This is a genomic window from Hydrogenophaga sp. R2, from assembly GCF_049843595.1.
Taxonomy (GTDB): Bacteria; Pseudomonadota; Gammaproteobacteria; order Burkholderiales; family Burkholderiaceae_C; genus Hydrogenophaga.
The window spans coordinates 1-12,430 of the sequence record NZ_JBBHZN010000005.1 but is presented as its reverse complement, the minus strand read 5'-3'; the positions used below and the strand labels follow the sequence as shown (position 1 = coordinate 12,430).

The 12,430-nt window shown below is 64.4% G+C and carries 8 protein-coding genes, 1 tRNA gene and 1 pseudogene; all 10 read right to left on the bottom strand.

The window, feature by feature from the left end; genetic code table 11:
- Positions 1 to 41: 41 nt before the first annotated feature.
- Complete coding sequence (rpoC, locus tag WD026_RS15185) at positions 42 to 4,256, bottom strand: DNA-directed RNA polymerase subunit beta' (protein ID WP_425724505.1); 4,215 nt, start codon at positions 4,254 to 4,256, stop codon at positions 42 to 44.
- 26 nt (positions 4,257 to 4,282) lie between these two features.
- Complete coding sequence (gene rpoB, locus WD026_RS15180) at positions 4,283 to 8,407, bottom strand: DNA-directed RNA polymerase subunit beta (protein ID WP_425724504.1); 4,125 nt, start codon at positions 8,405 to 8,407, stop codon at positions 4,283 to 4,285.
- A gap of 259 nt (positions 8,408 to 8,666) precedes the next feature.
- Positions 8,667 to 9,047 carry a 50S ribosomal protein L7/L12 gene (gene rplL / locus WD026_RS15175; protein WP_086121534.1) on the bottom strand — a complete coding sequence of 127 codons (381 nt, stop codon included), beginning with the start codon at positions 9,045 to 9,047 and terminating at the stop codon, positions 8,667 to 8,669.
- A 43-nt stretch (positions 9,048 to 9,090) separates the two neighbouring features.
- Positions 9,091 to 9,615, bottom strand: coding sequence for a 50S ribosomal protein L10 (rplJ, locus tag WD026_RS15170; protein WP_425724503.1), 525 nt, complete (start codon positions 9,613 to 9,615; stop codon positions 9,091 to 9,093).
- Positions 9,616 to 9,859: 244 nt separating this feature from the next.
- Positions 9,860 to 10,555, bottom strand: coding sequence for a 50S ribosomal protein L1 (gene rplA / locus WD026_RS15165; RefSeq protein ID WP_425724502.1), 696 nt, complete (start codon positions 10,553 to 10,555; stop codon positions 9,860 to 9,862).
- Position 10,556: 1 nt separating this feature from the next.
- Positions 10,557 to 10,988 carry a 50S ribosomal protein L11 gene (rplK, locus tag WD026_RS15160; protein WP_086121537.1) on the bottom strand — a complete coding sequence of 144 codons (432 nt, stop codon included), beginning with the start codon at positions 10,986 to 10,988 and terminating at the stop codon, positions 10,557 to 10,559.
- Positions 10,989 to 11,099: 111 nt separating this feature from the next.
- Complete coding sequence (nusG, locus tag WD026_RS15155) at positions 11,100 to 11,666, bottom strand: transcription termination/antitermination protein NusG (protein WP_425724501.1); 567 nt, start codon at positions 11,664 to 11,666, stop codon at positions 11,100 to 11,102.
- Positions 11,666 to 12,049 (bottom strand): preprotein translocase subunit SecE, encoded by a 384-nt coding sequence (gene secE, locus WD026_RS15150; protein WP_425724500.1) that lies wholly within the window; start codon positions 12,047 to 12,049, stop codon positions 11,666 to 11,668. Before secE ends, nusG begins: the two co-directional genes overlap by 1 nt.
- A gap of 149 nt (positions 12,050 to 12,198) precedes the next feature.
- A tRNA-Trp gene (locus WD026_RS15145) sits at positions 12,199 to 12,274 on the bottom strand.
- A 29-nt stretch (positions 12,275 to 12,303) separates the two neighbouring features.
- Positions 12,304 to 12,430: pseudogene (locus WD026_RS15140) on the bottom strand (elongation factor Tu); the annotation flags it as partial.

Sequence of the window (12,430 nt, the reverse complement as noted above, 5' to 3'; positions counted from 1 at the left end):
CTTTCGACCGGGGGCTCTGTCGGTCCGAGCGGATCAGGCGATCACTCGGCAGACTCGCTGGCGCTGGACGCGTCGGCCTGATCGGCCGCCAGCGACAGGGCGTCGGCCTCGGCGATGGCACGACGCTCTTCGTCGTCCATCTTCTCCTTGACCTTGCGGGCCTCGTGGTAGGCCATGCCGGTACCGGCCGGGATCAGGCGACCCACGATCACGTTTTCCTTCAGGCCACGCAGCTCGTCGCGCTTGCCCATGATGGCCGCCTCGGTGAGCACCCGGGTGGTTTCCTGGAAGGAAGCCGCCGAGATGAACGAGTCGGTCGACAGCGAGGCCTTGGTGATGCCCAGCAGCACGTTGCTGTAGGTGGCCGGGATCTTGCCGTCGGCGCGCAGGGCGTCGTTGGTGTTGAGGATCTCGGAACGCTCGACCTGCTCGCCGGCGATGTAGGACGAGTCGCCCACGTTGTCGACCACGACACGGCGCAGCATCTGGCGAACGATCACCTCGATGTGCTTGTCGTTGATCTTCACGCCCTGCAGGCGGTAGACGTCCTGGACCTCGTCGACGATGTAGCGGGCCAGCTCTTCCATGCCCAGCAGGCGCAGGATGTCCTGCGGATCGGCCGGACCGTCCACGATGCTCTCGCCGCGGTTGACCACCTGGCCTTCGTGCACCAGGATGTTCTTTTCCTTGGGGATGAGCTCTTCCCAGACCTTGCCTTCCGGATCGGTGATCTGCAGGCGGATCTTGCCCTTGGTCTCCTTGCCGAACGACACGGTACCGGTCATTTCGGCCAGGATGCCGGCGTCCTTCGGCGAACGGGCTTCGAACAGCTCGGCCACACGCGGCAGGCCGCCGGTGATGTCGCGGGTCTTCTGGCCTTCGACCGGGATGCGGGCCAGCACTTCGCCGGGGCCCACTTCCTGACCGTCGCGCACCTGGATCAGGGCGCCGACCTGGAAGCCGATGGTCACCGAGTGGTCGGTGCCGGGGATCTTCACTTCCTGGCCCTTGGCATCCACCAGCTTGACCTGCGGGCGCACCACCTTGGTGGCGCCACGGCGCTTGGGATCGATCACCACCAGCGTGGACAGGCCGGTGACATCGTCCACCTGCTTGGCCACGGTCAGGCCCTCTTCCACGTTCTCGAACTTCACCTGACCGGCGAATTCCGTGATGATGGGTCGGGTCAGCGGGTCCCAGTTGGCCAGGATGGTGCCGGCCTTGATGGACTGGTCGGGCTTGATGGTCAGGATGGCGCCGTACGGCACCTTGTGACGCTCGCGCTCACGGCCATGCTCGTCGGAGATGATGATCTCGCCCGAACGTGCAATCACCACCAGCTCGCCCTTGGTGTTGGACACGTAGCGCATGGTGGCGTTGAAGCCGATCACGCCGCTGGACTTGGCTTCCACGCTGGAGGCCACGGCCGCACGCGATGCCGCACCACCGATGTGGAAGGTGCGCATGGTCAGCTGGGTGCCCGGCTCGCCGATCGACTGGGCTGCAATCACGCCCACGGCTTCACCGATGTTCACCAGGCCGCCACGGCCCAGGTCGCGGCCATAGCACTTGGCGCAGATGCCGAAGCGGGTCTCGCAGGTCAGTGCGGTGCGCACCTTGACCTCGTCCACACCGGCGGCTTCCAGCTCGTCCAGCAGGTCTTCGTCCAGCATCTCGCCGGCCGGCACCAGGGTCTTGCGGGTCTCGGGGTGGATCACCTCTTCGGCGGTCACACGGCCCAGCACGCGGTCCCGCAGCGATTCGATCACCTCGCCGCCCTCGACGATGGCGCGCATCAGCGTGCCGTTGGAGGTACCGCAGTCGTGCTGGTTGACCACCAGATCCTGGGTCACGTCCACCAGACGGCGGGTCAGGTAACCGGAGTTCGCGGTCTTCAGCGCCGTGTCGGCCAGACCCTTTCGGGCACCGTGCGTGGAGATGAAGTACTGCAGCACGTTCAGACCTTCACGGAAGTTCGCCGTGATGGGGGTCTCGATGATGGAGCCGTCGGGCTTGGCCATCAGGCCGCGCATGCCGGCGAGCTGCCGGATCTGGGCCGCAGAACCGCGGGCACCGGAGTCGGCCATCATGTAGATGGAGTTGAACGACTCCTGATCGACTTCCTTGCCGTGGCGATCGGTGGTCTTCTGCTTGGCCAGCTGGGCCATCATGACCTTGGAGATCTCGTCACCGGCCTTGCCCCAGATGTCCACCACCTTGTTGTAGCGCTCGCCGGCGGTCACCAGACCCGAGGCGTACTGCTGGGCGATTTCCTTCACCTCGGCTTCGGCGCGCTCGATCACGCCGGCCTTTTCCTTGGGCACCAGCATGTCGTCCACCGCAATCGAGATGCCGGCGCGGGTGGCCAGGCGGAAACCGTTCTGCAGCAGCTTGTCGGCGAACACCACCGTCTCCTTCAGACCGCACTTGCGGAAGGAGATGTTGATGAGCTTGGAGATTTCCTTCTTCTTCAGTGCCTTGTTCAGCACCTCGAACGGCAGGCCCTTGGGCAGGATCTCGGACAGCAGGGCACGACCCACGGTGGTGTCCACCAGGGAGGTGTGAGGCACGAACTCGCCGGTCTCCTTGTCCTTGGTCCACTGGGTCAGGCGCACCGCGATCTTGGCGGTGATCTCGACCACGCCGTTGTCCAGCGCGCGCTGCAGCTCGGCCAGATCGGCAAAGATCATGCCTTCGCCCTTGCCGTTGATGCGCTCGCGGGTGGCGTAGTACAGACCCAGCACCACGTCCTGCGACGGCACGATGGAGGGCTCGCCGTTGGCGGGGAACAGCACGTTGTTGGAGGCCAGCATCAGGGTGCGGGCTTCCAGCTGGGCTTCCACCGACAGCGGCACGTGAACGGCCATCTGGTCGCCGTCGAAGTCGGCGTTGAAGGCGGCACAGACCAGCGGGTGCAGCTGGATGGCCTTGCCTTCGATCAGGATGGGCTCGAACGCCTGGATGCCCAGGCGGTGCAGCGTGGGAGCGCGGTTCAGCAGGACCGGGTGCTCCTTGATGACCTCTTCCAGGATGTCCCACACCACCGGCGTGCCGGCTTCGACTTCCTTCTTCGCCGCCTTGATGGTGGTGGCGATGCCCATGGCTTCCAGGCGCGAGAAGATGAAGGGCTTGAACAGCTCCAGCGCCATCAGCTTGGGCAGGCCGCACTGGTGCAGCTTGAGGGTCGGGCCCACCACGATGACCGAACGGCCCGAGTAGTCCACGCGCTTGCCCAGCAGGTTCTGGCGGAAGCGGCCGCTCTTGCCCTTGATCATGTCGGCCAGCGACTTCAGGGCGCGCTTGTTGGCGCCCGTCATGGCCTTGCCACGGCGGCCGTTGTCCAGCAGGCTGTCCACGGCTTCCTGCAGCATGCGCTTCTCGTTGCGCGCAATGATCTCCGGCGCCTTGAGTTCGAGCAGGCGGCGCAGACGGCTGTTGCGGTTGATGACGCGGCGGTACAGGTCGTTGAGGTCGGAAGTGGCGAAGCGGCCGCCGTCCAGGGGCACCAGCGGACGCAGGTCCGGCGGCAGCACGGGCAGCACGTCCAGCACCATCCACTCGGGCTTGATGCCCGACTTCTTGAAGGCTTCCAGCACCTTCAGGCGCTTGGCGTTCTTCTTGATCTTGAGCTCGGAGCCGGTCAGGTCGTTGCGCAGCTTCTCGATCTCGATGTCCAGATCGATGTTCTGCAGCAGCTCCTTGATGCCCTCGGCGCCCATCTTGGCCACGAACTCGTCACCGAACTCGCGCTTCTTGGCGTCGAAATCGTCCTCCGACATGATGCTGAACTTCTTCAGCGGGGTCATGCCCGGGTCGACCACCACATAGGCTTCGAAGTACAGCACGCGCTCGATGTCGCGCAGGGTCATGTCCAGGATCAGGCCCAGACGCGACGGCAGCGACTTCAGGAACCAGATGTGGGCGCAGGGCGCGGCCAGGTCGATGTGGCCCATGCGCTCGCGGCGCACCTTGGTCTGGGTGACTTCAACGCCGCACTTCTCGCAGATCACGCCACGGTGCTTCAGGCGCTTGTACTTGCCGCACAGGCACTCGTAGTCCTTGATGGGGCCGAAGATCTTGGCGCAGAACAGGCCGTCACGCTCGGGCTTGAAGGTGCGGTAGTTGATGGTCTCGGGCTTCTTGACTTCACCGAAGGACCAGGAACGGATTTTTTCCGGCGAGGCCAGGCCGATGCGGATGGCATCGAAGTGCTCGTCGGGCGTGAACTGCTTGAACAGGTCGAGCAAGGATTTCATGGGTCTGTTTCCTTTTCTTCAGTGAATCACGAACGCTCGAGCTCGATGTCGATGCCGAGCGAACGGATTTCCTTGACCAGCACGTTGAACGACTCGGGCATGCCGGCGTCGATGGTGTGCTCGCCCTTGACGATGGACTCGTACACCTTGGTGCGGCCCTGCACGTCGTCCGACTTGACGGTGAGCATTTCCTGCAGGATGTACGAGGCACCGTAGGCTTCCAGGGCCCACACCTCCATCTCGCCGAAACGCTGACCACCGAACTGCGCCTTGCCGCCCAGCGGCTGCTGGGTGACCAGGGAGTACGGGCCGGTGGAACGGGCGTGCATCTTGTCGTCGACCAGGTGGTGCAGCTTCAGGAAGTGCATGTAGCCCACGGTGGTCTTGCGCTCGAAGGCGTCGCCGGTGCGGCCGTCGTACAGCTGCGCCTGGGTGCGGGTGGCGGTCAGGCCCTTGCGCTCGGCGATGTCGTCCGGATAGGCCAGCTTCAGCATGGCGCGGATCTCGTCTTCCGAGGCACCGTCGAACACCGGGGTGGCGAACGGCACGCCGGTCTGCAGGTTCTGGGCCATCTCGATCACGTCGGCGTCCGACAGGTTCGAGAGGTCTTCCTTCTTGCCGGCGTGGTTGTAGACGGTCTCCAGGAACTGGCGGATCTCGGCGGCCTTGGCTTCCTGCTGGAGCAGGTCACCGATGCGCTGGCCCAGGCCCTTGGCGGCCCAGCCCAGGTGCACTTCCAGCACCTGACCCACGTTCATGCGCGAAGGCACGCCCAGCGGGTTGAGCACGATGTCGGCAGGAGTGCCGTCGGCCATGTAGGGCATGTCCTCGACCGGAACGATCTTGGACACCACACCCTTGTTGCCGTGGCGGCCGGCCATCTTGTCGCCGGGCTGCAGGCGGCGCTTGACGGCCAGGTAGACCTTGACCATCTTGAGCACGCCAGCCGGCAGCTCGTCACCCTGGGTGAGCTTCTTGCGCTTCTCTTCGAAGGCCAGGTCGAAGCTGTGGCGGGTCTGCTCCATGGAGTTCTTGATCGACTCCAGCTGGGCAGCCACGCTCTCGTCGGCCGGACGGATGTCGAACCAGTGGTACTTCTCGACGTCGGCCAGATAGGCCTTGTCGATGGTCGTGCCCTTGGACAGCTTCTTCGGACCGCCGTTGGCGACCTTGCCGGTCAGCAGCTTCTCGATACGGTCGAAGGCATCGGCCTCGACGATGCGCAGCTGGTCGTTCAGGTCGAGGCGGAAGCGCTTGAGCTCGTCGTCGATGATCTGCTGGGCGCGCTTGTCGCGCTGGATGCCTTCACGGGTGAAGACCTGCACATCGATCACGGTGCCCTGCGAACCCTGGTCCACACGCAGCGAGGTGTCCTTCACGTCGGAGGCCTTCTCGCCGAAGATGGCGCGCAGCAGCTTCTCTTCCGGCGTGAGGGTGGTCTCGCCCTTGGGCGTGACCTTGCCCACCAGCACGTCGCCCGGCAGCACTTCGGCACCCACGTAGATGATGCCGCTGTCGTCCAGGCGGTTGAGCTGCTGCTCGGCCAGGTTGGGGATGTCGCGGGTGATTTCTTCGGCGCCCAGCTTGGTGTCGCGGGCCATCACCACCAGTTCCTCGATGTGGATGCTGGTGTAGCGGTCGTCGGCCACCACGCGCTCGCTGATCAGGATCGAGTCCTCGAAGTTGTAGCCGTTCCAGGGCATGAAGGCGATCAGCATGTTCTGGCCGATCGAGATCTCGCCCAGGTCGGTGGAGGCACCGTCGGCGATCACGTCACCCTTGGCCAGCACGTCGCCTTTCTTGACGATGGGACGCTGGTGGATGTTGGTGTTCTGGTTGGAACGCTGGTACTTGATCAGGTTGTAGATGTCCACGCCCACTTCGCCAGCCACGGCCTCGGCGTCGTTCACGCGGATCACGATGCGGGTCGCATCGACGTAGTCCACCACGCCACCGCGCTTGGCGGTGACCACGGTGCCGGAGTCGATGGCGGCCACGCGCTCGATGCCGGTACCCACCAGCGGCTTCTCGGGACGCAGCACCGGCACGGCCTGGCGCGACATGTTGGCGCCCATCAGTGCGCGGTTGGCGTCGTCGTGCTCCAGGAAGGGCACCAGCGATGCAGCCACCGACACGATCTGCGCCGGCGACACGTCCATGTACTGGATGGTGTCGGGCGAGGTCAGGATGGATTCACCCTTCTCGCGGGCCGACACCAGCTCTTCGGTCAGGCGACCGTCGGCGTCCAGGGCCGCGTTGGCCTGGGCGATGACGTACTTGCCTTCCTCGATGGCCGACAGGTAGTCGATCTGGTTGGTCACCTTGCTGTCGACCACACGGCGGTACGGCGTCTCGATGAAGCCGTACTCGTTGAGGCGGGCGTACAGGGCCAGCGAGTTGATCAGACCGATGTTCGGGCCTTCCGGCGTCTCGATCGGGCACACACGGCCGTAGTGGGTGACGTGCACGTCACGCACCTCGAAGCCGGCGCGCTCGCGGGTCAGACCGCCCGGGCCCAGGGCCGACACGCGGCGCTTGTGGGTGATCTCGGCCAGCGGGTTGGTCTGGTCCATGAACTGGGACAGCTGGGACGCGCCGAAGAACTCCTTGAGCGCCGCAGAGATCGGCTTGGAGTTGATCAGGTCGTGCGGCATCAGCGGCTCTTGCTCGGCCTGGCCCAGACGCTCCTTCACGGCCTTCTCGATACGGGCCAGACCGGTGCGGTACTGGTTCTCGGCCAGCTCGCCCACGCAGCGCACGCGGCGGTTGCCCAGGTGGTCGATGTCGTCCACCTCGCCACGGCCGTTGCGCAGATCCACCAGGATCTTCACCACGGCCAGGATGTCGTCGTTGGACAGCACCATCGGGCCGGTGGGATCGTCGCGGCCCACGCGGGCGTTGAACTTCATGCGACCCACGCGGGAGAGGTCGTAGGTGTCCGGGTTGTAGAACAGGCGATGGAACAGGGCCTGCACCGCGTCTTCGGTCGGCGGCTCGCCGGGGCGCATCATGCGGTAGATGGCGACGCGGGCAGCGAACTCGTCCACCGTCTCGTCGATGCGCAGGGTCTGGCTGATGTAGGCACCCTGGTCGAGTTCGTTGGTGTAGATGCACTGCAGGTCCTGCACGCCGGCCGAGCGCAGCTTCTTCAGCAGGGCTTCGGTCAGTTCGTCGTTGGCCTTGGCAATGATCTCGCCGGTGTCGGGGTCGACCACGTTCTTGGCCACCACGCGGCCGATCAGGAAGTCTTCCGGCACGCTGATGTGGGTGGTGCCGGACTGCTCCAGCTCACGGGTGTGGCGCGCGGTGATGCGCTTGTCCTTGGCCACCACCACCTTGCCCGACTTGTCGGTGATGTCGAAACGGGCCACCTCGCCGCGCAGGCGCTCGGCCACGAAGGCCATCTGGGCGCCGCTGTCCATCAGGCGGAAGTGGTCGTTGACGAAGAAGTTGGCCAGGATGGTTTCCGGCGTCAGGCCGATGGCCTTGAGCAGGATGGTCACCGGCATCTTGCGGCGGCGGTCGACGCGGAAGAACAGCACGTCCTTCGGGTCGAATTCGAAGTCCAGCCAGGAACCGCGGTAGGGGATGATGCGGGCCGAGAACAGCAGCTTGCCCGAGCTGTGCGTCTTGCCCTTGTCGTGTTCGAAGAACACGCCCGGCGAGCGGTGCAGCTGGGACACGATCACGCGCTCGGTGCCGTTGATGATGAAGGAGCCCTTGTCGGTCATCAGGGGCACTTCGCCCATGTAGACCTCCTGCTCCTTGACTTCCTTGACCACCTTGGACTGCGCGGTCGAGGACTCGCGGTCATAGATGATCAGCTGCACGCGGGCGCGCACGGCCGAGGCAAAGGTCAGGCCGCGGGTCTGGCACTCGCGCACGTCGAACGCCGGCTTGGCCAGGTTGTATTCGACGAACTTCATCTCCACGAAGCCGTTGTGCGAGACGATCGGGAAGGCGGCCTGGAAGGCGGCCTGAAGACCCTCGTTGGTGCGCTGCTTGGGTGCCACGTCGGCCTGCAGGAAGGCGGTGTAGGCATCCTTCTGCATCTGCAGCAGGTAGGGGATCGTCAGCACGTTTTCGCGCGTGCCGAAGCTCTTTCGGATGCGCTTGCGTTCGGTGTATGAGTATTTCGATGCGGTGGCCATGAGATCTCCGGGCTTGAGGTCTTCGGCGACTGTCGGCACGACCGTGCGCGGGGCACGCGGCGGCGTTCTTGGCGGCAGGCCACTACCTGCCGTTGGCGGACGGCCCGCGCGTTGCACGCGGGCCCGAACCAAGTGGTCTTCTGCAGTCGGGGTCAGAAGACACGGATAAGGCGGCTCCGGGGAACCAGCTTATCGGTGTCCTGAAAGCACCAAAGGCTGGAGGCCCTTTCAGGCACTCCAGCCCCTGCCGGGAACCGAATTACTTCAGCTCGGCCTTGGCGCCGGCTTCCACCAGCTTCTTCACGGCAGCTTCGGCGTCGGCCTTGGCAATGCCTTCCTTCACGTTCTTCGGGGCGCCGTCGACCAGGTCCTTGGCTTCCTTCAGACCCAGACCGGTGATCTCGCGCACGGCCTTGATGACGGACACCTTGTTGGCGCCGGCGTCGGTCAGGACGACGTTGAACTCGGTCTTCTCTTCAGCGGCGGCAGCGCCACCGCCAGCAGCACCACCGGCGGCCGGAGCGGCCATGGCGGCGGCGGACACGCCGAACTTCTCTTCGATGGCTTTCACCAGGTCGTTGAGTTCCATGACGGTCATGCTGTCGAGAGCCGTCAGAAATGCGTCTTTATCGAATGCCATTTTGATTTCCTAAAACAATGGGTTGGGGAACGTGCCGCGCCGATCAGGCAGCAGCCGCCTCGGCTGCCGGTGCGGCAGCGCCTTCGCCTTTTTTGGCCGCCAGAGCGCCCAGCACCACAGCGGTGCGGGAGATCGGCGACTTGAGCAAGCCACACAGCTGGGACAGCAGCACTTCCTTGGAGGGGATGCTGGCCAGTTGCTTGACGCCGTTGACGTCCAGGACCTTGCCACCGTAAACGCCTGCGCGGATCACCAGCTTGTCGTTGGTTTTCGCGAACTCGGCCACCACCTTGGCGGCGGCCACAGCGTCTTCGGAGAAGCCATAGACGAGCGGGCCGGTCATCTGGTCGGCGGCCACTTCAAACGGGCTGCCGGCCACTGCACGGCGGGCCAGGGTGTTCTTCAGAACACTCAGGCTCACACCATTGCTGCGGGCGGTCACGCGCAGTTTGTCCATGGACGCCACCGTGATGCCGCGGTACTCCGCGATCACGAGCGTTTGAGCTTTTGCGGCGAGGCTGGTCACTTCGGAAATGACCGCTTCTTTCTCACTGCGATTCAGACTCAAGGTCTACTCCTTCAATGTGTGCCGGACGGATGCCCGACACACGCCTCGTTGCAGCGACCAACTGTGTTCAGAAATCAACCGATTCCATCTGCAGCGGGATCGCCATCTGCGTTGGCATTTCACAATTAAGCCGGCTCACGCCAGCACCAACGGTCTTGGATGGCCCCCCAGACAGCTTGCGCCGCCCCGGGGCCCACCACACCCGGATCCCGAAGGACCCGAATTCGTTCACCTTCTCAGGCGATCACGCCGAGATGGTCTGGGTGTCGACGCGAACGCCCACGCCCATGGTCGAGGACACAGCCACCTTGCGCAGGTACACGCCCTTGCTGGTGGCCGGCTTGGCCTTGTTCAGTGCATCGATCAGCGCAGCCAGGTTGCCCTGCAGCTTGTCGGCGTCGAACGAACGGCGGCCGATGGTGCCGTGCACGATGCCGGCCTTGTCGACGCGGAACTGCACCTGACCGGCCTTGGCGTTCTTCACGGCAGTGGCCACGTCGGGGGTGACGGTACCGACCTTGGGGTTGGGCATCAGGCCGCGCGGGCCCAGGATCTGACCCAGGGTACCCACGATGCGCATGGCGTCCGGCGAGGCGATCACCACGTCGAAGTCCATCTTGCCGGCCTTCACGTCGGCGGCCAGGTCGTCCATGCCGACCACGTCGGCGCCAGCGGCCTTGGCCTCTTCGGCCTTGGCGCCCTGGGCGAACACGGCCACGCGCTTGGTCTTGCCGGTGCCGTTGGGCATCACGACGGCGCCACGCACCACCTGGTCGGACTTCTTGGCGTCCACGCCGAGCTGGATGGCCACGTCGATGGATTCATCGAACTTGGCATTGGCGCATTCCTTGACGATGGCCAGGGCGTCGCTCAGCGGGTACAGCTTGTTGCTGTCGACCTTGCCTTCGAAGGCTTTCTGTTTCTTGGTCAGCTTGGCCATCTCACACGCCCTCCACAATCACGCCCATCGAACGGGCCGAACCGGCGATCGTGCGCACGGCGGCGTCCAGATCGGCAGCGGTCATGTCCTTCATCTTGGTCTTGGCGATTTCCTCGAGCTGGGCCCGGGTGATCTTGCCGACCTTCTGCTTGTTCGCCACCGGCGAACCCTTGTCCAGCTTGATGGCCTTCTTGATGAGGGTCGTCGCCGGCGGGGTCTTGATGATGAAGGTGAAGCTCTTGTCCGCGAACGCGGTGATCACCACCGGCAGCGGCAGACCGGGCTCGACGCCCTGGGTCTGGGCGTTGAACGCCTTGCAGAACTCCATGATGTTCAGGCCGCGCTGACCCAGCGCCGGACCGATCGGGGGAGAGGGGTTGGCTTTGCCAGCTGGCACTTGCAGCTTGATGAAGCCGACGATTTTCTTCGCCATGTTGATGCTCCTGCGAGTGCAGACGGCTGCCCTGCGGCAGCCTCCTCGCGGTTGAAACCCGGAAAAAGATCAGCCGCAGGCGCCGGGTCGACCCGCCTGCGGCAGCAACGATCAGGTCTTCTCGACCTGGCTGAATTCGAGTTCGACCGGCGTGGCGCGACCGAAGATGGTCACCGACACGCGCATCTTGTTCTTCTCGTAGTTCACCTCTTCAACGGTGCCGTTGAAGTCGGTGAACGGGCCTTCCTTGACGCGGACATACTCGCCGACCACGAACTCCACCTTGTGGCGGGGCTTGTCGGTGCCTTCCTGCATCTGGTTGACGATCTTCTGGACGTCTTCCTCGGAGATGGGCGCGGGGCGGTTCTTGGCACCGCCCACGAAACCGGTCACCTTGTTGGTGTGCTTCACCAGGTGCCAGGTGTCGTCGTCCATCACCATTTCCACCAGCACATAGCCGGGGAAGAACTTGCGTTCGGTGGTGCGCTTCTGGCCGTTCTTCATCTCGACCACCTCTTCGGTGGGGACGAGGATGCGGCCGAACTTGTCCTGCATGCCGGCGCGGTTGATGCGCTCGATGATGTTGCGTTCGGCGGCCTTCTCCATGCCCGAATAGGCATGCACCACGTACCAGCGCATGCCCTCGGTGGGCGTCACGGGGCTCTGTTGTTCGGTCATCATTTTCTCCAGCCCAGGATCAGGTCGTAGAACACCCACTCCAGGGTCTTGTCGGTCAGCCACAGGAACAGGGCCATGACCACCACGAACGCGAACACGTACGCGGTCATCTGCATGGCTTCCTTGCGGGCCGGCCAGACCACCTTCTTGACCTCGCGCCACGAATCGCGACCGAATGCCACCAGCTGGCGACCCGGCTCGGACACGCCGAACACCACCACGGCAGCGATCACGCCGGCCAGCATGGCGATCCAGCGCACCCAGGTCGCCTGACCGGCCAGCAGGTAGAAGCCGACGAAACCCGCCAGCAGCAGGGCGACGGCCGCAGCCACCTTGGCCTTGTCGGCGCCGGACTGTACGGTTTGAACTTCGGAAGTGGCCATGTGGATCCAGAAAATGTGAGGCGCTCGGCGTGCCGGAAAGGTCCAACCTTGAGACACGCAAGCCCACCAGAGGTCCGCAGGACTTCGGTGGGCTTGTTGAACCACTTGAAGGTGGCGCGAAACCTGTGTTTCGCGTGGTCACCGTCAGGTGGCAGGGGCAGTAGGAATCGAACCTACAACCTTCGGTTTTGGAGACCGACGCTCTGCCAATTGAGCTATACCCCTACTGGCCGGATGCCCCTTGCGGGCGGCAATTACTCGATGATCTTGGCCACGACGCCGGCGCCGACGGTACGGCCGCCTTCGCGGATGGCAAAGCGCAGGCCCTCTTCCATGGCGATCGGGGCGATCAGCTTGACGGTGATCGACACGTTGTCGCCC